The organism is Streptomyces sp. NPDC037421 (assembly GCF_055602105.1).
This window is the reverse complement of the sequence record NZ_JBVJWV010000005.1, coordinates 295,482-321,342: the sequence shown is the minus strand read 5'-3', so window position 1 is coordinate 321,342 and position 25,861 is coordinate 295,482. Positions and strand designations below refer to the sequence as shown.

Sequence of the window (25,861 nt, the reverse complement as noted above, 5' to 3'; positions counted from 1 at the left end):
CGGGCCCTTCCTCGTGGTCGCGCCGACTACGCGATGTGCTCGCTCTCCAGGTCGCGCTGGTAGCGCTGCTTCAGCGCGGGCATCAGCCGCTTGAGCTCGGCCTCGCTGCGCGGGTGCGTCGCCCCGAGGCGGGCGGAGAGGTGCTTGTCCAGCTCGTCCGGCTCCGGGAACTGGGAGTACTTGTCGATGTACGCCCGGAAGACCTCGTACGCGGCCTCCGCGAACTTCTCCTCCTCGGCGTCGTCCTGCTCCGACTGCTCCAGCTCCGGCTGCTGCTCCTCCTCCGGGCCGGCCGGGGCCATGACCGGGGTCGGCTCCAGGCCCTCGACGTACTGGGGGTCGTAGTCGCCCTCGTACGTCGCCTGCGGCGCCCGCGGCCCCGCGAACCAGGCGCTGTCGTGCGCGGCCGGCATGGCCGTCGGGTCCACCGCGAAGGGAGCGGGAGCGGGCGCGGGCGCGCCGCCCTGCCGGGGCTGCGGGGCCCGCGGCTGCGGCCCCTGCGGGGCTGCTTCCGGGCCGGACCCGTCGGCCCCGGCGCCGGCCGCCAGGGCGGGAGCGGGCGCCGCCGCCTGGGCCGGCACCGGTGCGGAGGCCCCCGCGGCCCCGGGCGCCGCCGGCAGGGCCGGAGCGGTATGGACGTCCGGGCCCGTCACCGCCGCCCCTGCGGCGACGGCCGGACCATTCGCAACCGCCGGGGGCAGCAGCACCGGGTCGATGCCCGCCGCCGCCAGCCCCTCGGGGGCCGTCTGCGACAGCGGCACGCCGATCCGGGCCAGCCGCAGCGGCATCAGTGCCTCCACCGGCGCCTTGCGCCGCCACGCCCGCCCGTACCGGGCCTGGAGCCGCGCCTGGTAGATCAGCCGGTCCTGCTCCATGCCGACGGCCTGCTCGTAGGAGCGCAGCTCCCACAGCTTCATCCGGCGCCACAGCTTGAAGGTGGGCACGGGGGAGAGGAGCCAGCGGGTGATCCGCACCCCCTCCATGTGCCGGTCCGCGGTGATGTCCGCGATCCGGCCCACGGCGTGCCGAGCCGCCTCGACCGTGACCACGAACAGCACCGGGATCACCGCGTGCATGCCCACGCCCAGCGGGTCCGGCCAGGCCGCCGCGCCGTTGAACGCGATCGTCGCCGCCGTCAGCAGCCACGCCGTCTGGCGCAGCAGGGGGAACGGGATGCGGATCCACGTCAGCAGCAGGTCCAGCGCCAGCAGGACGCAGATGCCCGCGTCGATGCCGATCGGGAACACCAGCGAGAAGCTGCCGAAGCCTTTCTTCAAGGCCAGCGCGCGGACCGCGGCGTACGAACCCGCGAAACCGATGGCCGCGATGACCACGGCTCCGGCGACCACGACACCGATGAGTATCCGGTGCGTACGAGTCAGCTGCATCGCGGCCACCCGCGGTCCCCTCCCCTTGTCGAGCTACGGCAGGCACAGCGTACGGGTGACTGCGCGTCACCCGTGTCCTAGGCCCCCTCTTGTCGGAGGGATTGCCGTTACGACGACTCGGACGGCGAAGCGGAAGCCGAAGCGGAACCCGACGGAGCCGCGCCCTCACCCGTGTTGGCGGCGCCGATCGCGGCCACCGTCTCCTTGGCCGCGGTGATCGCGTCCTGGAGCAGCTTGCCCTGGTCGGGGGCGCCGGCGCCCTCGTAGGCGGCACCGTTGTAGTCGACGGTGACCACGACGTTCTGGGTGCGGACGACGACCGAGTTGTTGGAGAAGTCGACGTCCTTCTTCACGCCGTAGACCACGGAGGTGGCCTGGTCGCCGACCCCGCCGGCCTGCTCGGCCTTGACGTCGTGCGCGCCCTCGGCGGTCTTCGCCAGCTCGATCTGCTTGTTGTACTGGTCCTCCGCGCGCTTGTTGCCGCTGCCGAGGGAGGCGTGCGAGTCGTAGCGGACCAGGGAGACGGAGAGCCAGCGGTACTGCGAGCCCTTCACGCCGTCCGTCTTGAGGCCGTTCCAGGAGCAGCTGGCGCGGTTGGACAGGTCGTTCGACTTGGCCGCGGTGCCGTTCTTGTCCTTCGCCTCGGGCACGAGCGAGTCGATGCTCTTGCCGGTCAGCGCCTTGCACGGGTCGGGCAGCTTCGCGAAGGCCACCTTCTCCAGCGGGGCCGCGGACTTCGCGCTCGGCTTGGCGGACGAGGAGGAATCGGACTTCTTGCCGGAGTCCTTGGCACCCGAGGACTTGCCCGAGTCGGACGAGCAGCCGGCGACGGTGAGGATCACCGGGACGGCTGCGCAGGCGAGAACGCGGGTGAGGCGCGAGGCTGATCGGTGCATGGTTCCTTCAGACGTTGGGGTCTTCTTCGGGGCGCGTTACGGGCGCGGGACCCGAGCAACGGTAGCCCGAGCGGGCGCCGCGCTGCTGTGCGCGCCGTCACGCGGGGCGTGCGCGCCCCCTCGGGGCGGCGCCGTCACTCGTTGAAACGCTCGGCCAGGGCCTGGGCCAACTGGCGCGCCTTTTCCTGTGTTTCCGCACTTGGGGGGACCGAGCCCGGTCCGGACGGCTGGACGCTGTACTCGACGGTGACGAGGACGTTCGAGGTGCGGAACACGATCCGCACCGTCCGCGCCTGGGCGGCGGTGGCGCCGGCCGCGCTGAGCTTGTCGTCGAGGAACGCCTCGTTGCCGAGCCCCTCCAGGACGCGCGAGCCGAGCTCGGGCGGCGCGGTCGGGGAGGGCGGCGCGGTCGGCGAAGCGGAACCGGGAGCGGAGGCGGCCGGAGAGGGTGCGGTGCTGCCGCCGGGGGTGGTGGCGGGGGGCGTGCTGGGACCCGTACTCGTATTCGTACCGTTACCGGCGCTCGGTGCGGTGCCGGGTGCGTTGCCGGCTGCGGTGCTCGGGGTCGGGCTGCCGGTGGGTCCGGGGAAGGGAAGCTTCGCGTCGGTCAGCCGGCGCACGTACACCTGGCGGGCCTTGTCGTCGTCGCTCGTCGTGGCGCGGTCGTACGAGACCACGCGCTCGAAGGTGACGGACAGCAGCAGGTTCCCCTCGGGGGTCTGCGCGTTCCAGCGGCAGCCGACGTGCCGGTCCCCGTCGTACGAGGAGTCCGCGGTCCCGGCGTAGAGCCGGTCGCGCTGCTCGGTGGTGAGGGAGTCGGCGGCCGGGAGCATGGCCTTGAGCCGCTTGGGGTCGGCGGCCTTGCAGGGCTGCGGCAGGCTGCGGTACTTGCCGGGCTGCGCGGGCGCGGCGGTGCTCCCGCCGCCCTTCGGGTCGCTGGTCCCGATACCGCTGCCGTCGGTGCAGCCGGTGAGGCCGGCCGCTCCGGCCACGAGTGCGGTGAGCATCGCGACCCCCGGCAGGACTCGGCGACGACGCACCGGCATCCGGTGTACCGGCATTGGGTCCACGTCCACTGGCTCCCCTTGGCTCCCTCGGGAAAATCCGTTGCCGCGACTTGGGCACGGATGGACACAATGTCTATCGCACACGCACGTGCCGGCGCCGGTTCCCTGTCTGCTTTGGGGTGATGAGCGCGGCTTTTCGCGTATTCATGCTTTTCTGCTGATTCCGGGGGATTGTTGTCTTATGTCGTACGTAGAGGTACCCGGGGCGAAGGTCCCGATCCGGATGTGGGCGGATCCGGCGTCGGTCGAGGACAGCGCGATGCGGCAGCTCCAGAACACGGCCGGCCTGCCCTGGATCAAGGGCCTGGCCGTGATGCCGGACGTGCACTACGGCAAGGGCGCCACGGTCGGCTCGGTGATCGCGATGAAGGACGCGGTCTGTCCGGCGGCGGTCGGCGTCGACATCGGCTGCGGCATGTCGGCGGTCAGGACGTCGCTGACGGCGAACGACCTCCCGGGGGACCTGTCGAAGCTCCGCTCGCGCATCGAGCAGGCGATTCCGGTGGGTGCGGGGATGCACCGCGAGCCGGTGGACCCGGGGCGGCTGTACGGGTTCTCGGAGACGGGGTACGCGGACCTGTGGGGGCGCTTCGACTACCTCGCGGACGCGGTGAAGTTCCGTCGCGAGCGGGCGCTGCGGCAGACCGGAACGCTCGGCTCTGGGAATCACTTCATTGAGATTTCAACCGATACGTCCGGGGTGGTGTGGCTCATGCTGCACTCGGGCTCACGCGGCATCGGAAACGAGCTCGCCGCGCACCACATCGGCGTGGCGCGGGGACTGTCGCACAACCAGAACCTGGTGGACCGGGACCTCGCGGTGTTCCTCGCGGCGACCCCGGAGATGGACGCGTACCGCAGCGACCTCTTCTGGGCGCAGGAGTACGCGAAGTACAACCGCGCGGCGATGATGGGCCTGCTCAAGGAAGTCGTCCGCAAGGAGTTCCGCAAGGCGAAGGTCTCCTTCGACCAGGAGATCAGCTGCCACCACAACTACGTGGCGGAGGAGCGGTACGACGGCATGGACCTGCTGGTCACCCGGAAGGGCGCGATCCGTGCCGGCAGTGGTGAGTACGGGATCATCCCGGGCTCGATGGGCACGGGCTCGTACATCGTGAAGGGGCTCGGGAACGAGAAGGCCTTCAACTCCGCATCGCACGGCGCGGGCCGGAAGATGAGCCGGACGGCGGCGAAGAAGCGGTTCACGGCGCGCGACCTGGCGGAGCAGACGCAGGGCGTGGAGTGCCGGAAGGACTCGGGTGTCGTGGACGAGATCCCGGGTGCGTACAAGTCGATCGAGCAGGTCATCGACCAGCAGACGGACCTGGTGCAGGTCGTGGCGAAGCTCAAGGCCGTCGTCTGCGTGAAGGGCTGACGCCGGTACCGAGTACCGGACGCCGAACGCACCGTGCCGTGCCCGGAGGGATCCGGGCACGGCACACGTGTTCTGTTCGGCGAGGCCCCGGCGGGGGCTCTAGCTGATCTTCGAGAGGCCCTTGTCGAGGGCCGGGCCGACGGCGCTCGGCTCCAGCGGGGCGTTCCTGTTGAGGGGCGGAGGCGGCGTCACTCCCGGCTGGGGGACCGCCGGGCTCCAGACGACCGGACTGGGGCAGACGAGCCTGTCCGGCTCGCCCCGGTCCACGCGGCATTCGGTTTCGAAGACCGTTCCGGCGGTGGTGAGCACCTCGACGATGACGCGGTTGGAGGTCTCGGCGATGGTGACGCCACACGGGTTGGGCGGGAAGTTCGTGGAGCCGGTGGTGAGGTTGTACCAGGTGTAGGCGGGGTTGACCGGGTTCGGCGCGTTGAAGTCGTAGACACCCGCGTACACGATGCCGTTGGACAGGACGGCCTTGTACTTGACCTCTGCCTCGTCCCACGAGGTGGAGATGCCGGCGCACACCCCGGGTGCACCGGGGGCACCCGGTGCGCCAGGAGTGCCGGGCTGGCCGTCGCGGCCGTCGCGGCCGTCGCGGCCGTTCAGGCCGGGGGCTCCCGGAGGTCCGGGAGGTCCGGGCGGGCCGACCTTCCCTTCGCACTTGTCCTTGCGGGGGTCGGCCGCCGCGCCCTTGACGTCGGGTTCGTCGTAGTCGTCGTCCTTGTCCTTGTCCTTGCACTTGTCACCGGGCTGCACCGCGGCGACCGTGGCCGACGTCGGCGCGTCGGTGTCCGCCTGTGCGGGGGTGGCGAGGCCGAGCATCGCGATGGCCACCGTGGCCACCGCGCCGCCGGCGAGCCACTTGCTCTGCCGGGGCAGCGGGCCCATGCGGGACGGTGTCCTTGTCTCAGGACTCATGTGTGGTTGCTCCTCGTGGGAACCGGGGGTCTGACTTGAGGCGTTGGCGGCCTCTGTCCCGCATGGTTCGCCCGCCGGAGCCCGTACGACGCGAGGCGCGAGGTCTGATCATCAGATAGGTGTCACAAATGACGCCGATCGGCCGAGCCGCAGTCCCCGGTGCCTTTCGGCGCTCCCGACGTGCCGCGCCTGAAGTGCTTGCGCCATCGGTATTCGCCGTACGGATTCCCGCATACGGGCCCCAGCAGGCTGCGGGGCGGCAACTTCCGCTTGTGGGAGGGGGATTGACGGCGGGAGCTGGTCTAGACCAAGGTGTGCGGCATGTGGAGAACTCGTGTGCTTGTCGCCGCGCTCGCGGCGTTGTCGCTCGCCCTCGGGGCCGCCGGGTCCGCGCAGGCGGGGGTGGGACTGCCGCCCGTCGTGTCGCACGTGCCGACTCAGGAGAAGGTCGTCTTCATCACCATCGACGACGGCTGGAACCACGACCCCGAGGCCGCCCGGATCCTGTCCGGGAAGCGGGTGCCGGTGTCGATGTTCCTGCTGCCCGGGGCGACCTCGTACGACACCGCCTACTTCACCGGCCTGGTCGACCAGGGCCGGGCCACCGTCGAGAACCACACCGTCAACCACCCGGACCTGACCACCCTCGACGCCGCCGGGAAGGACGCCGAGGTGTGCGGGGCCGGGGAGCGGCTGGCCGAGACCTTCGGGAAGACGCCGAAGCTGCTGCGCCCGCCGTACGGGGCGGTCAACGACGACGTGCGGCTCGCGGCGAAGGCCTGCGGGGTGAAGGCGCTGGTCACCTGGACGCACGACTTCACCACCTGGGGCCAGACCCCGCCCACCCCGCAGCTGAAGGCCGGGGACATCGTGCTGCTGCACTTCACGCCGACGCTGGCGGCGGACCTCCAGCGGGCCCTGGACGCGGCGAAGGCCGCCGGGCTGAAGCCGGCGGCCCTGATGCCGCACCTGAAGAGCGCCGGGCTGGTCCCGTAGGGGTTACAGCTCGCGGTGGACCTTCGTGTTCGAGGCCTGGGCGCGGGGGCGGACCACCAGCAGGTCGATGTTGACGTGGCTGGGGCGCGTCACCGCCCAGGTGATCGTGTCGGCCACGTCGTCGGCGGAGAGGGGCTCCGCGACGCCCTCGTAGACCTTCTCGGCCTTGGTGGCGTCGCCGCGGAAGCGGGTCTTCGCGAACTCCTCGGTCTTGACCATGCCGGGCGCGATCTCGATGACGCGGACGGGCTGGCCGACGATCTCCAGGCGGAGGGTCTCGGCGAGGACGCGGGCGCCGTTCTTGGCGGCGACGTAGCCCGCGCCGCCCTCGTAGGTGGCGTGGCCGGCGGTGGAGGAGAGCACGACGACCGTGCCGTCGCCGGAGGCGACGAGGGCGGGCAGCAGCGCCTGGGTGAGGTTGAGGGTGCCGATGACGTTGACCTCGTACATCGTGCGCCAGTCGGCCGGGTCGCCGGTGGCGACGGGCTCGGCGCCGATGGCTCCGCCGGCGTTGTTGACGAGGACGTCGCAGCGCTCCAGGGAGGCGGCGAAGGCGTCGACGGCGGGGCGGTCCGTGACGTCGAGGGCGTGGGCGGTGGCCTCGTGGCCGGCTTCGGCGATCTCGGCGGCGAGCGCCTCGATGCGGTCCTTGCGGCGGGCGGTGAGGACGACGTGGTAGCCGGCTGCGGCGAGCTGCCGGGCGGTGGCCGCGCCGATTCCGCTGCTCGCGCCGGTGACTACGGCGGTTCGGGTGGCCGGGCGCGTGCTCATGGGCGGGGCTCCTCGTGGGATCGCGTGGCTCGTGGGGTCGCGGGGGTCGCCCGCCGGTTCGGTCGTTCGTACGGGCGAATCTCCGCCAGCATAGGCCGGGTCAGCGGCGCGGCGCGTACATGATCACGGCCATCCCGGAGAGGCAGACGAGCGCGCCGGCCACGTCCCAGCGGTCGGGCCGGTACCCGTCGGCGACCACGCCCCAGAGCAGGGACCCGGCGACGAAGACCCCGCCGTAGGCCGCGAGGACGCGGGCGAAGTCGCCCTGCGGCTGGAGCGTGGCGACGAATCCGTACAGGCCGAGGGCGATGACACCGGTGCCGATCCAGGCCCAGCCCTTGTGCTCCCGCACGCCCTGCCAGACCAGCCAGGCGCCCCCGATCTCCAGGAGGGCGGCGAGGGCGAAGAGGGCGGCGGAGCGGGAGATCAGCATGGCGCGAAGCCTACGCACGGGGGTGGGGCGGGGCCGCCGGGCGAATGGCGGACGGCTCGCCCTCATTCGTGTGATGGTCCGATCAGCGGGTGGGCGGGGTGGTTACGGTCCGCGCGAGGAGGTGGTGGCGGTGCGCCGTGGTGCCGTACGCAGTGTGGTGGTGGCGGGCTTGCTGGTGCTGTGCGGGGCCGGGCCGGCGGATGCCCGGCCGGGTTCGGACGAGGAGGCCGACGTGGCCTACCACGGACGGGTCCAGCTGGCCCACGGGCGGCTGAAGGTGTGGATGGTGCCGCAGAACGAGGGCCCGGCCGAGGTGCCGAACGCGACCGTGCGGGTGCGGCTGTCCGCGGACCTCGCCGACCGGCACGAGCTGTCCGAGGGGTGCGCGCGGGTGGGCCGGCGGGAGGTGGTGTGCGAGACGGGCGAGCTGCCGCGGCACGGGCGGGGGCGCCACATCGCGCTGCTGCTCGGGCTGCGGGAGCGGCCGGCCGAGGTCGCGGTGCGGATCGACACCCTGTGGGACGGCGGCACGGCCGACCGCAACCACGCCAACAACGAGCACGTGGTGCTGGCCCTGGACACGGGCGACCCGTACGCCTTCTGACTCCGGTCAGACGGTGGCGCCGTCGCCGAACTCGGCCAGGGCGTCGCCGACGATCCGCTCCAGGCGGGAGTGGTGGGCGCCGCGCCAGTAGACGCGCTCGCAGTCGGTGCACTGCGCGAAGACGTCGTACGAGCGCTGCGTGCCGTGCTCCAGCCGGTCGCCCACGCTGTCCTTGTCCGCTTCCCGGAGCGGGCCGTTGCAGGCGGTGCAGCGGGTCCAGGGCGCGAGCTCGGGGGCGAACCGGCCGAGGACGTCGCGCAGTTGGTCGTCCGGGTTGTCGCTGTAGACGTACGCGCCGGCGAAGATCTCGCGGCGGCGCAGCAGGCCGCGGTCGCGGGAGAGCAGGACGCGCTGCTCGGCGGCGGAGCGGGTGGCGAGGGCGGGGTCGCCGATGTCCTCGTTCTCGTAGGCCGCGTCGACGCCGAGCAGCCGCAGCCGGCGGGCGAGGGTGCCGAGGTGGACGTCGAGGAGGAAGCGCAGCGGGGCGCCCGTGACCCGTTGGGGCCGGTCGACGCCGAACACCTCGACCGACTCGCCGGCTTGGGGCACGTACGAGACGGTGACCTCCTGCCCGTCCACGAGCAGCCGGCCCACCTCGGTGAGGGGGACGCCGGCGGATTCGACGACGTGTCCGAGGCTGGAGGCGCCGTCGGTGGCGGTCGGTACGCGGTCGACGCGCCGGCTGGGCGGGGCGAAGAGGCGCAGTTCGGGGGCGAGGGTGAGGTGGATGCCGGGACCGTTCACGGTCCCAGCATGCCATTGGGGGCCGTTGCGGTGCGGCCGAATTACGGGGACGGTCAGGCGGTGGCGGCGGCCTCGTCGTAGGCCTCGCGGTGGGCGCTGACCTCGTCGAAGTGGTTCTCGGCCCACTGCTTGACGGAGGAGAGCAGGCAGCCGAGGCTGCCGCCGAGTTCGGTGAGGCGGTAGTCGACGCGGACGGGGACGGTCGCGGTGACGGTGCGGCTGACGATGCCGTCGCGTTCGAGGGAGCGGAGGGTCTGGGTCAGCATCTTCTGGCTGACACCGGGGATCTTGCGGCCGAGTTCGCTGTAGCGCATGGAGCCCTGTTCGGCCTCGCCGAGGGCGCTGAGGACGAGGCCGACCCACTTGTCGCTGATCCGGGCCAGGAGCTGGCTGGTGGGGCACTCCTTGACGAAGGCGTCGTAGGCGGCGCGGGCCTCCTCGCGGAGGGCGGCGGCGGTGCGGGTGGCCATGGGGTGCCCACTTCCGGGTCGGGTACGCACTCCGGAGTGCGTACTTACGAAAAGAGAGTACCTCTCCATAAGTTAGTGGTCATCGGGAACGGCCGATCCAGACCAAACGGGGAGAGAACCATGAGCGAGCAGACCCAGACCCAGGCCCGGACCATGCGGGCAGCGGTCGTCAGCACCTTCGGCGGACCGGAGCGGGTGGAGCTGGCCGAGGTGGCGGTCCCGGAGCCGGGGGCCGGGCAGGTCCGGATCCGGGTCCGGGCCGCCGGGGTGAACCCGGTCGACGGCGCCGTCCGCGCGGGCGTCTTCGGCGGGGCCGGACAGCGGCTCGGGCTCGGCTGGGACGTGGCGGGCGAGATCGACGCGGTCGGCGCCGGTGTGGACGGCTGGGCGGAGGGCCGCCGGGTGGTCGGGCTGCACTACGGCCCGGTGAAGCCCCTCGGTACGCACGCCGAGTACGCGGTGCTCGACGCCTCGGCGGTGGCCGCGGCCCCCGAGTCGGTGGACGACGCGGCCGCGGCGGCGCTGCCGCTGAGCGGCCTGACGGCGGCCCGGGCGGTGGACCTCCTGGGGCTCGCCCCGGGCGACTCGGTACTGATCACCGGCGCCGCCGGGGTGGTCGGCGGCCTCGCGGTGCAGCTGGCCGCGCGGGCGGGGCTGGTGGTGACGGCGCTGGCGGGCGCGGGGGACGAGGAGTACGTGCGCTCGCTGGGCGCGGCCGAGTTCACGGCCCGGGGTTCGGCGCCGGCCGGTCCGGTGGACGGAGTGCTGGACGCGGCGGTGATCGGTGAGGCGGCGCTGCGCTCCGTCCGCGACGGCGGCGCGTACGTCGGCCTCATCCCCGGCGCGGCCCCGGCCGCGGACCGGGGGATCCGGGTGATGGAGCAGGAGGTCGCCCCGGACGGCGCGCTGCTGGCCCGGCTGTCCGCCCTGGTCGACGCGGGCGCGCTGACGCTCCGCGTGGCGGACGTCTTCCCCCTCGCGGAGGCCGCGAAGGCCCACGAGGTCCTCGCCACCCCGGGCACCCGGGGGCGCGTGGTGCTGGCCCCCCTTTAACGGGGAGAAGGGGGGCGCAGGAGCCAGCGGCGGGTGAGGGCCGCCATCTCGGCCTGGCTGCGCCCGCCGTGGTCGACGGCGATGAACTGGCCGCCGATCCGCAGCGAGAACATCATCAGGCAGCGGACCTCGACGTCGTCCGGGTCGGGGCAGAACGCCCCGAACAGCCCGCGCAGGTAGTCCATCCGGCGGTTGTCGACGCGGCGCAGCCGCGCCGCGACCGCCGGGTCGCGGCGGGCCCAGTCGCGGATCGCCAGGTCGACGGTGGTGCCCCGCACGGGGCCGTCGGCCGACTCGGCGACGAAGGTGAACAGCCGGTCCAGCCTGTCCCGCGCGTCGCCGCCGCCGCTCTCGATCCGCTCGATCACCGCGTCCGCGACCTCCTGCTCCCAGGTGTCGAGCATCTCCTCCAGCAGCGCGTCCCGGTTGCGGAAGTACCCGTAGAAGCCGCCCTTGCTGACGCCGAGGGCCTGCGCGAGCCCTTCGATCCGTACGGCGTCCGGGCCGCCGGCGGCGAGGGCGCGCAGGCCTTCTTCGATCCACTTGCCGCGGGGCGTGCGGGCGGTGGCCATGGTGTGTCTCCCGTCACGTACCGATGATCTATACGCATCCGTATAGAGAGGCCTAGCCTCATCTGTACGGCATCGTATAGATGAGGGGCACACACATGAAACTCCCCAGTACCGCCCACACGTCCCGGCCCTGGCGCATCCACGAGATCGCCGGTGACTTCCAGCTGGAGGACGTATGGGCGCTGCCGACACCGGGCGGCCCGGACGACCTCGCGTGGCTGGTGGCCCAGTTCGCCGAAGGCCGGGACGAGGCGTCCGGCATCTCCTCCCCCCTGTACCGGATCCTCTTCGCCATCCGCTGGAAGCTCGGCGCCCTGCTCGGCTGGGACGAGCCCGGCGACGGCGTCGGCAAGCGGGTGGATTCGCTGCGGGAGCGGCTGCCGGCCGACCTCGCCGAAGGGCTGCGGGGGCCCGACCTGGAGAGCCTGCCCTTCACCTCCGTCTACCTGACGCACGACGAGTGGGTCGCGGAGATGGGCAACAAGACCGTGCACGGGGTGATGCACATCGGCTGGGTCCCGGACGGCCTCGGCGGCTACCGCGGCCAGATGGCCGTCCTGGTCAAGCCCAACGGCCTGCTCGGCGCCGCGTACATGGCCGCGATCAAGCCCTTCCGGTACGTCGGGGTGTACCCGGCGCTGATCAGGGCGATCGGCCGCGAGTGGCAGGAGAACGCCGCCGCGCGCGGCGAGGCCTGAAGGCCCCGGCCGCCCCCGGTCGGGGCCGCCAGGACCGGGTGAGGCGGTACGTCTGGTGGCCGTTCTCGTGGAGGTGTTGGGAGGAGTCCGCACCCCGGACGTGGAGGCCGTCCTGCTCGCGGGCGCCGTGGCCACTGCCCTGATTCCCCGTGCGCGATGGTGGCGTCATTGACGGCCGCGACCGGATAGGGCATTCCCTGGGGCCGGGCATATTGCGCAGAAATTCGCCCGGATGCGATTCCTCGGGCGGCCCTGGGATGATTTCCCGGTTACTGTTTTTTACGACCGGAAAATATGGTCAGACTGGTGGGGTGTAATACGAAATTCAGGCCGCTGTGCGCCCGGCGCGAATCAATTGCACGACACGGGGCCAAGATGGATCCGGGTGCCCTGGCCGTGGCAATCTGCTGGCCAGCGCAAGGGTTTCGAGCGGAGGTACACGGCCCGTGGGTGTCAATGTCAATCCCACCGTCAGCAGGCGCAGGCTGGGATCGGAGCTCCGTCGGCTCCGGGAGATGAGGGGCATGACGACGCCGCAGGTGGCGGAGAGCCTGCTGATCTCCCAGCCCAAGATCAGTCTCATGGAGAACGGCCGCCGCCTGATCAAGCCGCGAGACGTGCGCGATCTCTGCGGGCTGTACGGAGTTCAGGACCAGCGGCTCGTCGACCAGCTGATGCGGCTGGCCAGGGAATCGGGGCAGCAGGGCTGGTGGAATTCCTACGGCGATATCCCGTACGGCGCCTACATCGGCCTGGAGGCCGAGGCCGCAGCGATCCGGTGCTTCGAGCCCCTGGTGATCCCCGGCCTGCTGCAGACCCCCGCCTACGCTCGGGCGGTCATCGCAGGAACGATCCCTCAGGCCGCCGCCGAACAGGCCGCCATGCGTCTCCAGGTGCGGCTGCGGCGTCAGCGCCGGCTGGGCGCCCCGGACAATCCGCTGCGCTTATGGGCCGTACTGGACGAGTCGGCACTGCGGCGGCTCGTGGGCAGCCGCGAGGTCATGCGCGAGCAACTGGAGCATCTGACCCACATCGGAGCCCAGCCGCACATCACCGTGCAGGTCCTCCCCCACGACGCGGGGGCGCACCCCGGTGTCTCCGGACAGTTCGCGCTGCTGGAGTTCGCCGACGCCACCGACGTGAGCGTGGTGTATTTGGAGAGGTTCACCAGCGATCTCTATTTGGAAAAACGATCCGACATCAGGATCTACAGCGATATGTATGCCCACCTGCAGGCCCAGGCGCTGAGCCCGGACAGCACCCGTCACTTCATCAACGAAGCCATCAAGGTGTACGTCGCCACGGAATCCTGGGGAGACGCCCGAACGCCCTCCCCGCCGAACCCGTGAGCGTCGTGCGGTACGCACCCTGACGCGGAGGACCGAGCCCCTGGACGACGTGTCCAGGGGCTCGGCTTCGGGCGGTGCCGGCTAGTCCTGTCGAGGAGCCGTAACTCGGCGGGTTCTCTTCATCGCGAAGACCGCCGACCCTCCGACGAATACCAGGGCGGCTGCGGAGGCGGCCATGATGCCGGTCCCGCTGCTCGTGCTGGTAGCGGCGAGGCCGGGCGCCGCAGGCTTCGGCTGCGGGCCTGTGGCGGCGTTCACGTGGGCGAAGTTGACGTTCTTGGCCGTCTGGCCGGGAAGCATGTGGCCAAGGGCATCGTCGAGGCCGCCCGGCAGGAAGTCGACCCACGGGGGCTTGCCCTGGTCGTGGTCGTCGTGACCGTGGCCGGGCTTGCCCTGGTCGTGGTCGTCAGGACCGTGACCCTGCTCGCCTTCGTCGTCGTGGTCGTAGTCGTCGCGACCGTGTTCGCCCTCGTCGCCGTCGTCGTGGTGGCCGTGATGGCCGTGGTCGTGATCGCCCGAGTCACCCTTTTCGCCCTTGTCGCCGCGAGGGCCCTTGGGTCCGGCGGGTCCGGTGGGTCCGGCGGGTCCGGCGGGTCCGGCAGAACCGGTGGGTCCGGCGGGTCCGGCGGGTCCGGCAGAACCGGTGGGTCCGGCGGGTCCGGCGGGTCCGGCAGAACCGGTGGGTCCGGCGGGTCCGGGTGCGCCGTCGGGTCCGGGTGCGCCGGGGCTACCGGTGGGTCCGGCGGGTCCGGGTGCGCCGTCGGGTCCGGGTGCGCCGGGGCTACCGGTGGGTCCGGCAGGTCCGGCGGGTCCGGGTGCACCGTCGGGTCCGGGTGCGCCGGGGCTACCGGTGGGGCCGGGTGCGCCCGTCGGGCCGGGTGCACCGTCGGGTCCGGGTGCGCCGGGGCTACCGGTGGGGCCGGGTGCGCCCGTCGGTCCAGCCGGCCCGGTCGGTCCAGCCGGCCCGGTCGGTCCAGCCGGCCCGGTCGGGCCGGGAGACCCGGTGGGGCCGGGAGGTCCGGGCGGGCCGGAAGGTCCGGGCGGGCCGGCGGCGCAGGTCGGCCTCGTAATGGTGTTGTTGTCCATCGTGACCGCGGCCTCACGCGCCAGGGCGCGGCCTTCGATCACGGCGCTGTTGTTCAGCGTGATGGACTGCAGGGCCAGGATGGTGCCCTTGAACTGGGTGGTCGTGCCGAGGGTGGCGGAGCTGCCCACCTGCCAGAACACGTTGCAGGCATTTGCTCCGTTGATGAACTCCACGGCACTCGAGGAAGCCGTGGTCAGGGTCGAGGGGATCCGGAAGATGAAGACGGAGTTGGGGTCGTTCTGGCCGTCGAGCGTGACCGTCCCGGTGAGCTGGATGAACGACGGGGCCGTGTAGACGCCGGGCGCCAGCGTCAGTCCGCCGATCTCGGACGATGCGAGCACGGTCCCGGGTCCCCGGCCGGCCGCGTCGTCGTAGGCGACGACGAGGTCGGACTTCGCCTGAGCGGCGGCGGCGTTGGGGGCGACGCGCGTCACTCCGTTGACGATGCCGGGCGGGAAGCCGGTCACCGACGTGCCCGGATAGAGCCCCAGGTCACCGTTGATGACGGTGTCGTTCGTGTTGGTGACCGTAGAACCGGCCAGGACCCCGTAACTGGCGGTGGTCCCCAGCAGTACGGGGGCCTCTGCGGCGTGGGCGAGGGTCGGGATCAGGGTGGCCGCTAGGAGCGCTGTGGGGAGCAGGGCAAAGGCTCCCCGTTTGAGTAGATTGCGTTGGGGACTTGTGTCGGGTGGAGCCGACCGGATGGCATCCAATGCCATGGCAGGACCTTTCTTGTTGCTTCGGGTCTCAGTCCTCCCGGAGGAGGATCCCGAGCGCCCGCGACGATGGCTGCTCAGGGCCGCAGGCCCCCCTGCCGGCGCCGGTGCGAAGGCTCACCCTGAGCGGGAGCCGCAGAACGTTCCCTTCCAGAGATGTGATGCGCCGTCATGCGGGAGTATGCACGCATATTGCGCAGCAATAGACCACAAATCGGAAAAAATGGTCTGCATGAGTGACGCGGCGTCAGGAACCCGTGTGTGCTGAAGGGCCATGCGAATCTGTTGCGTCGTCAAAGCGGAGAGCGTCGACGCAACCGAGAGGCCCTTCCTGACCGACGTGAACGACCGCCGGCGCAAGTCGCACCCCACGGCCCGGGAGGCCGGCTGCGCCGAGTGCAGGAGCCGTACGAGGCGGACGGCCCCGACCGCCGACCGCGGGATCGGCGAGCGCCGGCAGGTCCGCTACCGCCACGTCGGCGGGCAGCAGCGCAAGGAGAACTCCGAGACCGGGGCGGCGGCCGACGGCCGGGCCGCCGAGGTCGACGCCGAGCTGCGGCACGGCACGTACGTCGTCCCCAGCGCGATCAAGGAGACGCTCGCCGGCTACGCGCCGAAATGGCCGGACGCGAATCCCGCCGGCCCGACGGCCGCTCTCCGGTACGGGGCCACGGTCCGCAACCACATCACCGCCCACCTCGGACGGCGCGGGCTTCGCTCACTGGACCAGCCGTCCATCATCCAGGGCCGGATGCGCAAGCTCCAGGACGCGGACCTCGAAGCGCCGACGGCCGAGGGGATCTTCGACATCCTCTCCAGCATCCTCCGGGCGGTCGTGGACGACGGCCTGCTGCCCGAGAAGGGTGCCCTGGCCGCCTGACGGGCGGCTTCCGAACCGGGGCGGACAGCCCACGCTGAAGGCCGCCCACCGTGGATGGAATCCCGGGTCAGGGCCAGACGAGGCAGTACGCCTGGTGGCCGTTCTCGTGGAGGCGGTGGGAGAAGTCCTGCCACTCGTGCAGCAGCTGGTAGACGTTGAAGGCGTCGCGCGGGCCGCCCCGGTCGGGGACCGTCGACCAGATGAAGGCGGCCGCGCCCACCGACTCCTCGCCCACCCCGCGCAGCGGGTCCACCACCGTCATGGGCAGCTTGACCACCGCGTAGTCGGGGTGCAGGACGACGAGCTCCAGCGGGGGCACCTTGTGCAGGGGTATGCCCTCGATGCCGGTCAGGACCATCGCGGCCATGGTCTCCGGCTTGATCTTGGTGAACATGCCGCCCATGCCGAGCTCGTCGCCGCCCAGCTCCTCCGGCCGCATCGTCTGCGGCACCCGCGCGGCCGTGGCGCCGTCGGGGGCGCCGAAGTACTTGTACGTCACTCCCATGCCGCGGCCCTTGGGCAGGCCGCCGGGGTCTTCCGCGTCGTCCGCCTCTTCCCCGGCGCCGGGTGCCCGGCCCGGACCCTGGCCCGGTGCGGGATCGGCGGCCTCGGCCGCGCGCCGCCGGTGCTTGCCGCGTCGGCGGGCTTCACGGGCGCGCTGCGGGTCCAGGCCGTCCGTACCCTCGCCCGGTCCACCACCGCGTTGCATATCTCCACCCGACACGTATTGCCTGCCCCGGCCCCGCGGCCCCCGCCACGCAGCCTGATCATCATGGCAGTGACCTCCCCCGCGGCGGCGCGGTGAAACGCCCCTCCGCAAGTCTGTCGCGGCCTCTGAGACCATGGCTGGTGTGAGCTACCCGTACCCGTATGAAGCCCCAGTTTCGCAGACGCTCTTCGAGCGCGCGTCCCTCGTGACCCCCGGCGGCGTGAACTCTCCCGTGCGCGCCTTCCGCGCCGTGGGCGGTACGCCCCGGTTCATGGTGTCCGGTACCGGCCCCTACCTGACCGATGCCGACGGGCGCGAGTACGTCGACCTGGTCTGCTCGTGGGGGCCGATGATCCTCGGCCACTCCCACCCCGAGGTGATCGGGGCGGTGCAGGCGGCGGTCGCCCGCGGCACCTCCTTCGGCACCCCCGGCGAGGGCGAGGTCGCCCTCGCCGAGGAGATCGTCGCCCGTATCGAGCCCGTCGAGCAGGTGCGCCTGGTGTCGTCCGGCACCGAGGCGACCATGTCGGCGATCCGGCTGGCCCGCGGCTTCACCGGCCGCGCCAAGGTCGTCAAGTTCGCAGGCTGCTACCACGGACACGTCGACGCGCTGCTGGCCGCCGCCGGTTCCGGGCTGGCCACCTTCGCCCTGCCCGACACCCCCGGTGTCACGGGCGCGCAGGCCGGCGACACGATCGTGCTCCCCTACAACGACCTCGAAGCCGTCCGGGCCGCCTTCGCCGCGCACCCGGGCGAGATCGCCTGCGTGATCACCGAGGCCGCGCCCGGCAACATGGGCGTCGTCACCCCGGCCGAGGGCTTCAACCAGGGCCTCGCCGACCTGTGCCGCGAGAACGGCGCGCTGTACGTCTCCGACGAGGTGATGACCGGTTTCCGCACCTCCCGCGCCGGCTGGTACGGGGTGGACGGGGTCAAGCCCGACCTGATGACCTTCGGCAAGGTCATGGGCGGCGGCTTCCCGGCGGCGGCGTTCGGCGGCCGCGCGGACGTCATGGGGCACCTGGCCCCGGCAGGCCCGGTCTACCAGGCGGGCACGCTCTCCGGTAACCCGATCGCCACCGCCGCCGGCCTCGCGCAGCTGCGGCTGCTGGACGGGGCGGCGTACGAGAAGGTCGACGCGGTCTCGAAGGAGATCCAGGGCCTGGTGACGGCGGCGCTGAGCAAGGAGGGCGTGGTGCACCGGGTGCAGACCGCGTCCAACATGTTCTCGGTGTTCTTCACGGCGGACCCGGTCCGCAACTACGACGACGCGAAGAAGCAGGAAGGGTTCCGCTTCAACGCGTTCTTCCACTCGATGCTGTCGCAGGGCGTCTACCTGCCGCCGTCGGCATTCGAGTCCTGGTTCGTGTCCACGGCCCACGACGAGCGGGCGGTCGAGCGGATCGCGGCCGCGCTGCCGGCCGCCGCGCGGGCCGCCGCGGAGGCGACGGCATGAGCGACATCACCGTCGTCCACGTGGTGCGGCACGGCGAGGTGCACAACCCGGAGGGCGTCCTGTACGGGCGCCGGTCCGGCTACCACCTCTCCGAGCTGGGCCGGCAGATGGCCGACCGGGTCGCCGAGCACCTCCAGGACCGGGACGTCACCTACGTGGTGGCCTCGCCGCTGGAGCGGGCGCAGGAGACGGCCGCGCCGATCGCGAAGGTGCACGGCCTGGAGCTGGCCACCGACGGCCGGCTGATCGAGGCGGGCAACGTCTTCGAGGGCAAGACCTTCGGCGTCGGCGACGGCGCGCTGCGCAAGCCGGGCAACTGGAAGCACCTGACGAACCCGTTCAAGCCGTCGTGGGGCGAGCCGTACGTCGAGCAGGTCGTGCGGATGATGAGCGCGATCGAGGCGGCGCGGGACGCGGCGCGCGGCCACGAGGCGGTGGCGGTCAGCCACCAGCTGCCGATCTGGATCGTACGGAGCTTCGCGGAGCGGCGGCGGCTGTGGCACGACCCGCGGCGGCGGCAGTGCACGCTCGCTTCGCTGACGTCGTTCACGTACCAGGACGACAGGCTGGTGTCGGTGGGGTACAGCGAGCCGGCGCGGGATCTCGTCCCCGTGCACCTCCTCGCGGGGGCGAAGCCGGTGAAGGGCAAGTCGAAGGCCTTCGGGGCGTAGCCCCGCCCCCCGTTCCGGGTTGCCCCGGGCCGCGGCGCGCTTGAGCCGGGCCCGGGGCCCGGGCGCCGCCGCGCGGGGCCGTTCCCCGACCTCCAGGACCCGGAAGTGCTGGCCGGGCTGCGCACCCTCGGGCCCGGTCAGGCGCCGAACGGCGACTGGCGGAACCTTTCCTCCGGTCCCTGACCAGGGCCTTAACACCCGACCGGCAGGCCGTCGGGGGGTGCGGAAGATCCGCAAATCGGTCATGCGAAACTTTTCACATGAGCCTTAGCCGCGCGCGTTCACCTCGAACCAGCCGCCGCTCGACCAGCGGCCGCGCCGTCCTGCTGACCGCGATCACCCTCGCGAGCGCCCTGACCCTGTCCGCGTGCGGCGATTCGGGCAGCGGCGGCAAGCCGGCCGGTGCCGCCGGCGGCAACTACGTGACCGGCCCCAGCGGCATCTCCACCGTCGCCAGGGCCGACCGCGTCGACGCCCCCAAGCTCGACGGGGAGACCGTCGAAGGCAAGACGCTCGACACCACCACCCTCAAGGGCAAGGTCGTCGTCCTCAACGTCTGGGGCTCCTGGTGCCCGCCCTGCCGGGCCGAGGCCCCGTACTTCGCGAAGGTCTCCAAGGACATGGCCGACGGCGGCAAGGACGTCGCCTTCGTCGGCATCAACACCCGCGACAACAGCAAGCAGAACGCCTCCGCCTTCGAGGAGAACTTCGGGATCACCTACCCGAGCCTCTACGACCCGGACGGCAAGCTGATGCTCCGCTTCCCCAAGGGCACGCTCAACGCGCAGTCCATCCCCTCGACGATCGTCCTCGACAAGCAGGGCAAGATCGCAGCCCGCACCCTCGTCGCGGTCAACGAGGAGCAGCTGCGCTCGATGATCGACCCGCTCCTCGCGGAGCAGTGACCTGGTGACCCCGCACCTCCTGCTGGCCGCCGAGACCGGCGCGAACACCACGGTCCTGAACGGCGCGCTGCTGCTGGCCCTGCCGATCGCCCTGTTCGCCGGGCTGATCTCGTTCTTCTCGCCCTGCGTGCTCCCGCTCGTCCCCGGCTACCTCTCCTACGTCACCGGCGTCAGCGGTGCCGACCTCGCCGAGGCCCGGCGCGGCCGGATGCTGGCCGGTGCGAGCCTGTTCGTCCTCGGCTTCACCGCCGTGTTCGTCTCGACCGGCGCGCTCTTCGGCCAGTTCGGCGACGTCTTCCAGGGCGAGAACAAGGAGATCATCACCCGGGTCCTGGGCGGCGTGGTGATCCTCCTCGGCCTCTTCTTCATGGGCGCGATCCCCGGCCTGACCATGCGGGAGTTCCGCTTCCACAAGAAGCCGACGGCCGGCCTGATCGGCGCCCCCGTGCTCGGCGTGCTCTTCGGCGTCGGCTGGACCCCCTGCATGGGACCCACCCTCGCCGCCGTCAACACGCTCTCCATCGACCAGGCCACCGCCGGGCGCGGCGCCCTCCTGACGGCCGTCTACTGCTTCGGCCTCGGCCTGCCCTTCATCCTCGCCGCGATCGCCTTCCGCAAGGCGCTCGGCGCTTTCGGCTGGGTGAAGAAGCACTATGCATGGGTGATGCGGATCGGCGGCGGCATGCTGATCCTGACCGGCCTGCTGCTCGTCACGGGGATGTGGACCGGCATCGTGAACGAGATGCAGAGCTGGACCCAAAGCTTCACGGTGGGGATCTGAGGACTACACGGACATGAGTACGACCGACAAGGCGCCCGCAGAGGCGCCCACGGACAAGGACACGGACGCCGTCACCGACGCCGCCGCCGGGGCCCACCTCTCCACGGCACCCGTCGAGGAGAGCGCGGCCGCCCCCGTCGGCATCGGGGTGACCGGCTGGGCCCGCTGGTTCTGGCGCCAGCTCACCTCCATGCGCGTGGCGCTGATCCTGCTGTTCCTGCTCTCCCTCGGCTCCATCCCGGGCTCCCTCGTCCCCCAGACGCAGGTGGACCCGATGAAGGTCGCCGAGTGGAAGGACAAGCACGAGTTCTGGGTGCCGGTCGCCGAGAAGCTCCAGCTCTTCGACGTCTACAGCTCGGTGTGGTTCTCCGCGATCTACATCCTGCTTTTCGTGTCGCTGATCGGCTGCATCGTCCCGCGCACCTGGCAGTTCGTCGGCCAGCTCACCGGCCGCCCGCCGGCCGCGCCGCGCCGCCTGAAGCGGCTGCCGGCGTACGCGAAGTGGCATACCGAGGCTTCCCCGGCGGAGGTGCTCTCCGAGGCGAGGCGCCTGCTCGACAAGCGGCGCTTCCGCACGCACCCGATCGGCAACGCCATCGCCGCCGAGAAGGGCTATCTGCGCGAGGCCGGGAACCTGGCCTTCCACGTCGCCCTGATCGTGATGCTCGTGGCCTTCGCGGCCGGCCAGCTCTTCAAGTCGGAGGGCGGCAAGCTCGTCCTGCGCGGCAAGGGCTTCGCGAACACGCTCACCCAGTACGACGACTTCAAGTCCGGCAGCCTCTTCTCCTCCGACAACCTGCCGCCGTTCTCGTTCACCCTGGACAAGTTCGACGCGACCTACGAGAAGACCGGCCCGCAGAAGGGCACCCCGCGCGACTTCAAGGCGTACGTCACCTACAGCGAGGGCGCGCACGGGGAGCCGAAGAAGGCCGAGATCGAGGTCAACAAGCCGCTGGAGATCGACGGCTCCAAGATCTTCCTGCTGGGCCACGGCTACGCGCCGGTCATCTCGGTGACCGACCCCACCGGCAAGGTGATCTACAAGGACGCCGTGCCGATGCTGCCCTTCGACTCCAACCTGAGCTCCTCGGGCGCGGTCAAGGTCCCGGACGGCTACCGCAACAAGAACGGCGACAAGGAACAGCTCGGCTTCAACGCCATGTTCGTGCCGACCTTCGCGGGCGAGGGCAAGGGCACGATGCTCTCGCAGTTCCCGGCCCTGGACTTCCCCGTGCTCGCCCTCAGCGCCTACCACGGCAGCCTCGGCGTCGACGCGGGCCTGCCGCAGAACGTGTACCAGCTGAACACCTCCAAGATGCAGGAGTTCAAGAACCCCGAGGGGCAGCTCTTCAAGCAGCGGCTGCTGCCGGGCGAGACGATGACCCTGCCCGACGGCGCGGGCACCGTGAAGTTCGAGGGCATCGAGCGCTGGGCCACCTTCTCGGTCACCCAGCAGCCCGGCAACGGACTGGCCCTCGCCGGCGCGGTCATCGCCATCGGCGGTCTCGCCGGGTCCCTGTTCATCCAGCGCCGCCGGATCTGGGTCCGCGCGGTCAGGGGCAAGGACGGCCTGACCGTCGTGGAGCTGGCGGGCCTGGGCCGCAGCGAGTCGGCGAAGCTGCCGGAGGAGCTGTCGGTGCTGTGCGCCGCCCTGTACGAACGGGCGCCGAGCCCGGCGCAAGCCGAAACCACAGAGGAAGAAGAAGGGGAGCGCGCATGACGACGCTGCTCGCGGCGGCGACGAACGAGAGCCTCGCCGATCTCAGCAACAAGCTGGTGTACGCGTCGATGGCGGTCTACACGCTCGCCTTCCTCGCGCACATCACCGAGTGGGTCTTCGGCAGCCGCAGCAAGGTGGGCCGTACGGCCGCCGCGCTGACGGCGTCGAAGGCGGCGGCCGGCGCGGCTCCCGCCGTCCAGGTGCGCACCAAGGGCGGGGGGACGGCCGTCCTCGACAAGCCGGAGGTCGTCACCCGCTCCGCGCCGGGCACCCGGAACGTCCCGGACGGCCCGGGCGCGGCCGGCGGCACCGAGCAGGGCGACCTGTACGGGCGGATCGCGGTCTCGCTGACCGTGCTGGGCTTCCTCATCGAGGCGGCCGGCGTGGTCTCCCGCGCGATGTCGGTGGAGCGGGCCCCCTGGGGCAACATGTACGAGTTCTCGGTGACCTTCTCCACGGTCGCGGTCGGCGCGTACCTGCTGCTCCTGGCGCTGAAGAAGAACGTCCGCTGGCTCGGCCTGATCCTGGTCACGACGGTCCTGCTGGACCTCGGCATCGCCACCACCTGGCTCTACACCGACAGCGACCAGCTGGTCCCGGCCCTGCACTCGTACTGGCTGTGGATCCACGTCTCCACCGCCATCTTCTGCGGCGCGGTCTTCTACATCGGCGCGGCCGGCGCGGTCCTCTACCTGTTCCGCGACGGCTACGAGAGCCACCTGGAGCAGGGCCGCACCCCGGGCCGGTTCCGCACCTCCGTGCTGGAGCGGCTGCCCTCGGCGGCCTCGCTGGACAAGTTCTCGTACCGGATCAACGCGGCCGTCTTCCCGCTGTGGACCTTCACCATCGTCGCGGGCGCCATCTGGGCGGGCGACGCGTGGGGCCGCTACTGGGGCTGGGACCCCAAGGAGGTCTGGTCCTTCGTCACCTGGGTGGCGTACGCCTGCTACCTGCACGCGCGGGCCACGGCCGGCTGGAAGGGCCGCAAGGCCGCCTACCTGGCGCTCTTCGCCTTCGCCTGCTGGATCTGGAACTACTACGGCGTGAACATCCTGCTCAGCGGCAAGCACTCGTACGCGGGCGTCTGACCCGGGGGAGTGGGACGCTGGTGGTATGTCTCCTGTGAGCCATGCCACCAGCGAGCCGCGCGGCCCCGGCCGCTGGACCATCCGCTTCGAGATGCACCTGCCGTACGCGTACGAGGCCCTGTGGCCCGCCCTGACCACGGCGGAGGGGCTGCTCGGCTGGCTGGCGGCGGCGGACGTGCTGGAACGCCGGCTCGGCGGGGCCGTCACCCTGCGCTGGCTCAACACCGGCACCACCGTGTCCGGGCAGGTCACCGCCTGGGACACCGAGCGGGTCGCCGAGTACACGGTCTCCGAGCACGGGCGGATCCGCTTCCACCTGGAGGCGGTGGGCACCGACTCGACGGTGATCCGCTTCCTGAACGAGCGGGGCGGCTCCGAGGAGGAGCGCCTGGACTGCCTGGCCGGCTGGCACGACCACTTCGAGCGGCTGGAGGCCTTCCTGGCCGGGCATCCGACGGACTGGGCGGCCTGGACCGACGCCCGCTGGGCGGAGCTGCGCGCCTCCTACGCGTCCTTCTCCAGGACGTAGGCGCCGCGCGCCGGGCCGGTCCCGAGGAAGAAGCTGAAGTACAGCTCCAGCGCCCCGCGCTCGTCGCGGCGCAGCTCGAAGGTCCACGCGTACCGCGGCGGCGCCCCCGCCGGGGGGCCGGCGCCGCCGCGTCCGGCGGTGGCGGTCGGGGCGGGCAGCCGCAGCCGGAGGTGCTGGCCGAGGGTGCGGCCGGCGGGCTGTTCGGCGGTGAGCCGCCAGGAACCGGGGCCCGAGAGCCGCCAGCCGGCGGCGTAGTCGCGCTCCTGGCCGTCGAGGAGGGTGACGGCGGCGCTGCCGTCGGCCCGGAAGACCACCTCGGTGCCGTCGACGCAGCGCCAGGTGCCGACGATCTCGGAGATGTCGGCGTCGTACACGGCGGGGACCGGGCCCGCTTCGTGGCGCTGCGGGTCCCAGCCGCCCGTCATGGCGAGCAGGGCGCAGGTGAGCACCCCGTACGCGAGCAGGTTGCGCAGGACCGTGTCGAGGATCCGGATCCCGGGCCGGGTATGCGGCGGTGGCATGGGCCGATTCTGCCAGCGGTGTTGAACGTGTTCAATGATCTTTCCGGCCGCTTTTCGTCACGCCTCGCCCTCACCACACGGGCCGCAGCGGCGGCAGCCCCTCCTCCCCGTGCAGTGCGCGGATGACGCGCGCCAGCTCCCCGCGCAGTGCGCCGAGGTCGGCCCGTTCGGCCAGCTCCGCCTCCAGTCCGTGCAGGACGCGTCCGGCGGTGGCCAGGTGCTGTTCGGCGGCCGGGGTCAGGACGACCAGCTTGCGGCGCCCGCCGCCCGGGTGCGGCTCGCGCCGGACGTAGCCGCGCTTCTCCAGGTCGTCGACGATCTGCCCGGCGGCCTGTTTGGTCACCCCGAGCCGCTCGGCCAGCTCGCTGGCGGTGGCGCCGGGGCCCTTCAGGGCCTGGAAGGCCATGCCGTGCAGCGGGCGCAGGTCCGCGTAGCCCTCGTCGGCGAGGCGCCGGGTGAACTCGCCGAGCATCAGCTGGAAGCCGATCCCGAGGAGGAACGTCAGCTCGACGCCGGAACTCTCTTCGTTGGAAGTCACGACGACCATGGTGGCACAGGCGAGTAAAGCCCCTTGACTCACTTGAGTAAAGCGCCTTTACTTGCATCTGTCGCCACGCACTCCACGGAAACGGAAGAGGACCCGACTTGCACGTGATCAGCGTTTCCTCCGAGAACGTCACCGCCTCCCCCAACGCCACCATGACCGGCCTCGCCGCCCCCAGCCGCGGCAGCTCCGAGCTCTCCACCTGGCACGTCGACATGCCCGCCGGAGCCACCGGTCCCGAGCACGCCGTCAGCCGCGAACAGGTCTGGCTGCTCACCGCCGGCTCCCTGGAGGTCACCTGCGACGGCCGCACCGAGAAGGTGTCCGCCGGCCAGACCCTCGTCCTGCCGCCCGACGTCCTCCGGCGGATCCACGCCCCCGAGGACTTCGAGGCGTACGTCGTCATGCGCGCCGACGGCGTGGCCTCGGTCCCCGGGACCGAGGGCACCCGCGTCCTGCCCTGGGCGCGGTGACCCGCACGGGGCGGGCCCGGTCCTAGTCCTTGCCGGGCTCGTCCTTGCCCCGCTCGTCCTTGTCGCCGTCCTTGTCCTTCTTCTCCTGCTCCTCGCGCAGGGACTTCAGGAACTCCGGGTTGTCGTCGGGCGCCACCCACTGCTGCCGGCGCGCCCGGCCACCGCCACCGCCGCCACCGCCGACCGCGGAGCGCTTGCGGCCCGCGAAGAGCCACACCACCGGGCCGACGATCGAGAACAGCAGGATGATCAGCACCCAGACCGTCTTCGGCAGGTGCTTGACCTCTTCCTCCGGGGTGTTCAGGCAGTCGATGAAGGCGTAGATGGTCAGCGCCAGGATCAGCAGGAACGGCAGATAGCGCAGCACGGTGTGGGACCGACTCCCGGGAAGTGACGACGGGCCCGCGCGGGGCCCCGGTGACGGTTCCAGGGTATGGGGTGACG

Annotated in this window: 28 protein-coding genes and 1 pseudogene; 15 read left to right on the top strand and 14 right to left on the bottom strand. The window is 71.7% G+C overall.

Annotated elements, in window-relative coordinates; translation table 11 throughout:
* Positions 1 to 26: 26 nt before the first annotated feature.
* The 3 genes from ACZ7IF_RS10780 to ACZ7IF_RS10770 all read right to left on the bottom strand — a co-directional run bounded on the left by ACZ7IF_RS10780 (position 27) and on the right by ACZ7IF_RS10770 (position 3,330).
* Positions 27 to 1,397: a DUF2637 domain-containing protein gene (locus ACZ7IF_RS10780; RefSeq protein WP_470966578.1), complete on the bottom strand. Its 1,371-nt coding sequence runs from the start codon at positions 1,395 to 1,397 to the stop codon at positions 27 to 29.
* A gap of 98 nt (positions 1,398 to 1,495) precedes the next feature.
* On the bottom strand, positions 1,496 to 2,284 hold the full coding sequence (locus tag ACZ7IF_RS10775) for a DUF3558 family protein (RefSeq protein WP_470966574.1): 789 nt from the start codon (positions 2,282 to 2,284) through the stop codon (positions 1,496 to 1,498).
* Between the two features lie 134 nt (positions 2,285 to 2,418).
* Positions 2,419 to 3,330: a DUF3558 domain-containing protein gene (locus ACZ7IF_RS10770; protein ID WP_470966806.1), complete on the bottom strand. Its 912-nt coding sequence runs from the start codon at positions 3,328 to 3,330 to the stop codon at positions 2,419 to 2,421.
* A 202-nt stretch (positions 3,331 to 3,532) separates the two neighbouring features.
* Between ACZ7IF_RS10770 and ACZ7IF_RS10765 the strand changes: the two genes are divergently transcribed.
* Positions 3,533 to 4,726, top strand: coding sequence for an RtcB family protein (locus ACZ7IF_RS10765; RefSeq protein WP_470966570.1), 1,194 nt, complete (start codon positions 3,533 to 3,535; stop codon positions 4,724 to 4,726).
* Positions 4,727 to 4,825: 99 nt separating this feature from the next.
* On the opposite strand, the gene ACZ7IF_RS10760 is transcribed toward ACZ7IF_RS10765, so the two are convergent.
* Complete coding sequence (locus ACZ7IF_RS10760) at positions 4,826 to 5,647, bottom strand: hypothetical protein (RefSeq protein ID WP_470966566.1); 822 nt, start codon at positions 5,645 to 5,647, stop codon at positions 4,826 to 4,828.
* A gap of 321 nt (positions 5,648 to 5,968) precedes the next feature.
* Here ACZ7IF_RS10760 and ACZ7IF_RS10755 point away from each other — a divergent pair, with 321 nt between their 5' ends.
* Positions 5,969 to 6,643, top strand: a complete 675-nt coding sequence (locus ACZ7IF_RS10755; protein WP_470966564.1) for a polysaccharide deacetylase family protein — start codon at positions 5,969 to 5,971, stop codon at positions 6,641 to 6,643.
* Between the two features lie 3 nt (positions 6,644 to 6,646).
* Here the strand turns inward: ACZ7IF_RS10755 and ACZ7IF_RS10750 are convergent, their stop codons facing one another.
* Together ACZ7IF_RS10750 and ACZ7IF_RS10745 are read right to left on the bottom strand one after the other, a co-directional pair.
* Positions 6,647 to 7,414 carry an SDR family NAD(P)-dependent oxidoreductase gene (locus ACZ7IF_RS10750; protein ID WP_470966560.1) on the bottom strand — a complete coding sequence of 256 codons (768 nt, stop codon included), beginning with the start codon at positions 7,412 to 7,414 and terminating at the stop codon, positions 6,647 to 6,649.
* Positions 7,415 to 7,514: 100 nt separating this feature from the next.
* Positions 7,515 to 7,847, bottom strand: a complete 333-nt coding sequence (locus ACZ7IF_RS10745; protein ID WP_470966557.1) for a YnfA family protein — start codon at positions 7,845 to 7,847, stop codon at positions 7,515 to 7,517.
* Positions 7,848 to 7,977: 130 nt separating this feature from the next.
* Between ACZ7IF_RS10745 and ACZ7IF_RS10740 the strand changes: the two genes are divergently transcribed.
* Positions 7,978 to 8,451, top strand: coding sequence for a hypothetical protein (locus ACZ7IF_RS10740; protein WP_470966553.1), 474 nt, complete (start codon positions 7,978 to 7,980; stop codon positions 8,449 to 8,451).
* Positions 8,452 to 8,457: 6 nt separating this feature from the next.
* Here the strand turns inward: ACZ7IF_RS10740 and ACZ7IF_RS10735 are convergent, their stop codons facing one another.
* Together ACZ7IF_RS10735 and ACZ7IF_RS10730 are read right to left on the bottom strand one after the other, a co-directional pair.
* On the bottom strand, positions 8,458 to 9,195 hold the full coding sequence (locus ACZ7IF_RS10735; protein ID WP_470966546.1) for a Mut7-C RNAse domain-containing protein: 738 nt from the start codon (positions 9,193 to 9,195) through the stop codon (positions 8,458 to 8,460).
* Between the two features lie 53 nt (positions 9,196 to 9,248).
* Positions 9,249 to 9,665 carry a winged helix-turn-helix transcriptional regulator gene (locus tag ACZ7IF_RS10730; protein WP_470966539.1) on the bottom strand — a complete coding sequence of 139 codons (417 nt, stop codon included), beginning with the start codon at positions 9,663 to 9,665 and terminating at the stop codon, positions 9,249 to 9,251.
* A gap of 153 nt (positions 9,666 to 9,818) precedes the next feature.
* Here ACZ7IF_RS10730 and ACZ7IF_RS10725 point away from each other — a divergent pair, with 153 nt between their 5' ends.
* Entirely contained in the window at positions 9,819 to 10,718 is a 900-nt protein-coding gene (locus ACZ7IF_RS10725) for an NADP-dependent oxidoreductase (RefSeq protein ID WP_470966803.1), read from the top strand.
* Here the strand turns inward: ACZ7IF_RS10725 and ACZ7IF_RS10720 are convergent.
* The gene (locus tag ACZ7IF_RS10720; RefSeq protein ID WP_470966535.1) at positions 10,715 to 11,290 is read right to left on the bottom strand and encodes a TetR/AcrR family transcriptional regulator; all 576 of its coding nucleotides are present in this window, start codon (positions 11,288 to 11,290) and stop codon (positions 10,715 to 10,717) included. The two genes, ACZ7IF_RS10725 and ACZ7IF_RS10720, sit on opposite strands and share 4 nt — an antisense overlap.
* 95 nt (positions 11,291 to 11,385) lie before the next feature.
* On the opposite strand from ACZ7IF_RS10720, the gene ACZ7IF_RS10715 reads away from it, so the two are divergent.
* Positions 11,386 to 11,988, top strand: coding sequence for a DUF2867 domain-containing protein (locus ACZ7IF_RS10715; protein WP_470966529.1), 603 nt, complete (start codon positions 11,386 to 11,388; stop codon positions 11,986 to 11,988).
* A gap of 446 nt (positions 11,989 to 12,434) precedes the next feature.
* A complete protein-coding gene (locus tag ACZ7IF_RS10710; protein ID WP_470966524.1) occupies positions 12,435 to 13,337 on the top strand; it encodes a helix-turn-helix domain-containing protein in 903 nt (300 codons plus the stop codon).
* Between the two features lie 81 nt (positions 13,338 to 13,418).
* Here the strand turns inward: ACZ7IF_RS10710 and ACZ7IF_RS10705 are convergent, their stop codons facing one another.
* Positions 13,419 to 15,143: an ice-binding family protein gene (locus tag ACZ7IF_RS10705; protein ID WP_470966520.1), complete on the bottom strand. Its 1,725-nt coding sequence runs from the start codon at positions 15,141 to 15,143 to the stop codon at positions 13,419 to 13,421.
* Between the two features lie 337 nt (positions 15,144 to 15,480).
* Here ACZ7IF_RS10705 and ACZ7IF_RS10700 point away from each other — a divergent pair.
* Positions 15,481 to 15,999: pseudogene (locus tag ACZ7IF_RS10700) on the top strand (site-specific integrase); the annotation flags it as partial.
* A gap of 88 nt (positions 16,000 to 16,087) precedes the next feature.
* Here ACZ7IF_RS10700 and ACZ7IF_RS10695 read toward each other — a convergent pair.
* Complete coding sequence (locus ACZ7IF_RS10695; protein ID WP_007264729.1) at positions 16,088 to 16,525, bottom strand: hypothetical protein; 438 nt, start codon at positions 16,523 to 16,525, stop codon at positions 16,088 to 16,090.
* A 337-nt stretch (positions 16,526 to 16,862) separates the two neighbouring features.
* On the opposite strand from ACZ7IF_RS10695, the gene hemL reads away from it, so the two are divergent.
* The 7 genes from hemL (at position 16,863) to ACZ7IF_RS10660 (ending at position 23,879) form a co-directional block, all read left to right on the top strand.
* Entirely contained in the window at positions 16,863 to 18,185 is a 1,323-nt protein-coding gene (hemL, locus tag ACZ7IF_RS10690; protein ID WP_470966513.1) for a glutamate-1-semialdehyde 2,1-aminomutase, read from the top strand.
* Positions 18,182 to 18,856, top strand: coding sequence for a histidine phosphatase family protein (locus ACZ7IF_RS10685; protein WP_470966510.1), 675 nt, complete (start codon positions 18,182 to 18,184; stop codon positions 18,854 to 18,856). Before hemL ends, ACZ7IF_RS10685 begins: the two co-directional genes overlap by 4 nt.
* 260 nt (positions 18,857 to 19,116) lie before the next feature.
* Positions 19,117 to 19,761: a TlpA family protein disulfide reductase gene (locus tag ACZ7IF_RS10680; protein ID WP_470966505.1), complete on the top strand. Its 645-nt coding sequence runs from the start codon at positions 19,117 to 19,119 to the stop codon at positions 19,759 to 19,761.
* Between the two features lie 4 nt (positions 19,762 to 19,765).
* Entirely contained in the window at positions 19,766 to 20,542 is a 777-nt protein-coding gene (locus tag ACZ7IF_RS10675; protein ID WP_470966499.1) for a cytochrome c biogenesis CcdA family protein, read from the top strand.
* 13 nt (positions 20,543 to 20,555) lie between these two features.
* A complete protein-coding gene (gene resB / locus ACZ7IF_RS10670) occupies positions 20,556 to 22,262 on the top strand; it encodes a cytochrome c biogenesis protein ResB (protein WP_470966496.1) in 1,707 nt (568 codons plus the stop codon).
* A complete protein-coding gene (ccsB, locus tag ACZ7IF_RS10665; protein ID WP_470966491.1) occupies positions 22,259 to 23,350 on the top strand; it encodes a c-type cytochrome biogenesis protein CcsB in 1,092 nt (363 codons plus the stop codon). The genes resB and ccsB overlap by 4 nt, the downstream gene beginning before the upstream one ends.
* Positions 23,351 to 23,375: 25 nt before the next feature.
* A complete protein-coding gene (locus tag ACZ7IF_RS10660) occupies positions 23,376 to 23,879 on the top strand; it encodes an SRPBCC domain-containing protein (RefSeq protein ID WP_470966486.1) in 504 nt (167 codons plus the stop codon).
* Here ACZ7IF_RS10660 and ACZ7IF_RS10655 read toward each other — a convergent pair.
* Positions 23,855 to 24,400: a hypothetical protein gene (locus ACZ7IF_RS10655; protein ID WP_470966481.1), complete on the bottom strand. Its 546-nt coding sequence runs from the start codon at positions 24,398 to 24,400 to the stop codon at positions 23,855 to 23,857. The genes ACZ7IF_RS10660 and ACZ7IF_RS10655 overlap by 25 nt on opposite strands.
* A 70-nt stretch (positions 24,401 to 24,470) precedes the next feature.
* The gene (locus ACZ7IF_RS10650; RefSeq protein WP_470966478.1) at positions 24,471 to 24,947 is read right to left on the bottom strand and encodes a MarR family winged helix-turn-helix transcriptional regulator; all 477 of its coding nucleotides are present in this window, start codon (positions 24,945 to 24,947) and stop codon (positions 24,471 to 24,473) included.
* A gap of 104 nt (positions 24,948 to 25,051) precedes the next feature.
* On the opposite strand from ACZ7IF_RS10650, the gene ACZ7IF_RS10645 reads away from it, so the two are divergent.
* Entirely contained in the window at positions 25,052 to 25,417 is a 366-nt protein-coding gene (locus ACZ7IF_RS10645) for a cupin domain-containing protein (protein ID WP_470966473.1), read from the top strand.
* A 22-nt stretch (positions 25,418 to 25,439) separates the two neighbouring features.
* Here ACZ7IF_RS10645 and ACZ7IF_RS10640 read toward each other — a convergent pair whose 3' ends face one another.
* On the bottom strand, positions 25,440 to 25,784 hold the full coding sequence (locus ACZ7IF_RS10640) for a PLD nuclease N-terminal domain-containing protein (RefSeq protein ID WP_470966469.1): 345 nt from the start codon (positions 25,782 to 25,784) through the stop codon (positions 25,440 to 25,442).
* Positions 25,785 to 25,861 lie beyond the last annotated feature (77 nt).

Coding starts and splice junctions, on each gene's coding strand:
- ACZ7IF_RS10770 (WP_470966806.1), bottom strand. CDS start 3,330: ATGCCGGTGCGTCGTCGCCGAGTCCTGCCGGGGGTCGCGATGCTCACC.
- resB (WP_470966496.1), top strand. CDS start 20,556: ATGAGTACGACCGACAAGGCGCCCGCAGAGGCGCCCACGGACAAGGAC.
- ACZ7IF_RS10655 (WP_470966481.1), bottom strand. CDS start 24,400: ATGCCACCGCCGCATACCCGGCCCGGGATCCGGATCCTCGACACGGTC.
- ACZ7IF_RS10730 (WP_470966539.1), bottom strand. CDS start 9,665: ATGGCCACCCGCACCGCCGCCGCCCTCCGCGAGGAGGCCCGCGCCGCC.
- ACZ7IF_RS10720 (WP_470966535.1), bottom strand. CDS start 11,290: ATGGCCACCGCCCGCACGCCCCGCGGCAAGTGGATCGAAGAAGGCCTG.
- ACZ7IF_RS10750 (WP_470966560.1), bottom strand. CDS start 7,414: ATGAGCACGCGCCCGGCCACCCGAACCGCCGTAGTCACCGGCGCGAGC.
- ccsB (WP_470966491.1), top strand. CDS start 22,259: ATGACGACGCTGCTCGCGGCGGCGACGAACGAGAGCCTCGCCGATCTC.
- ACZ7IF_RS10745 (WP_470966557.1), bottom strand. CDS start 7,847: ATGCTGATCTCCCGCTCCGCCGCCCTCTTCGCCCTCGCCGCCCTCCTG.
- ACZ7IF_RS10680 (WP_470966505.1), top strand. CDS start 19,117: ATGAGCCTTAGCCGCGCGCGTTCACCTCGAACCAGCCGCCGCTCGACC.
- ACZ7IF_RS10760 (WP_470966566.1), bottom strand. CDS start 5,647: ATGAGTCCTGAGACAAGGACACCGTCCCGCATGGGCCCGCTGCCCCGG.
- hemL (WP_470966513.1), top strand. CDS start 16,863: ATGGCTGGTGTGAGCTACCCGTACCCGTATGAAGCCCCAGTTTCGCAG.
- ACZ7IF_RS10765 (WP_470966570.1), top strand. CDS start 3,533: ATGTCGTACGTAGAGGTACCCGGGGCGAAGGTCCCGATCCGGATGTGG.
- ACZ7IF_RS10755 (WP_470966564.1), top strand. CDS start 5,969: ATGTGGAGAACTCGTGTGCTTGTCGCCGCGCTCGCGGCGTTGTCGCTC.
- ACZ7IF_RS10775 (WP_470966574.1), bottom strand. CDS start 2,284: ATGCACCGATCAGCCTCGCGCCTCACCCGCGTTCTCGCCTGCGCAGCC.
- ACZ7IF_RS10650 (WP_470966478.1), bottom strand. CDS start 24,947: ATGGTCGTCGTGACTTCCAACGAAGAGAGTTCCGGCGTCGAGCTGACG.
- ACZ7IF_RS10725 (WP_470966803.1), top strand. CDS start 9,819: ATGCGGGCAGCGGTCGTCAGCACCTTCGGCGGACCGGAGCGGGTGGAG.
- ACZ7IF_RS10705 (WP_470966520.1), bottom strand. CDS start 15,143: ATGGCATTGGATGCCATCCGGTCGGCTCCACCCGACACAAGTCCCCAA.
- ACZ7IF_RS10685 (WP_470966510.1), top strand. CDS start 18,182: ATGAGCGACATCACCGTCGTCCACGTGGTGCGGCACGGCGAGGTGCAC.
- ACZ7IF_RS10715 (WP_470966529.1), top strand. CDS start 11,386: ATGAAACTCCCCAGTACCGCCCACACGTCCCGGCCCTGGCGCATCCAC.
- ACZ7IF_RS10695 (WP_007264729.1), bottom strand. CDS start 16,525: ATGGGAGTGACGTACAAGTACTTCGGCGCCCCCGACGGCGCCACGGCC.
- ACZ7IF_RS10660 (WP_470966486.1), top strand. CDS start 23,376: ATGTCTCCTGTGAGCCATGCCACCAGCGAGCCGCGCGGCCCCGGCCGC.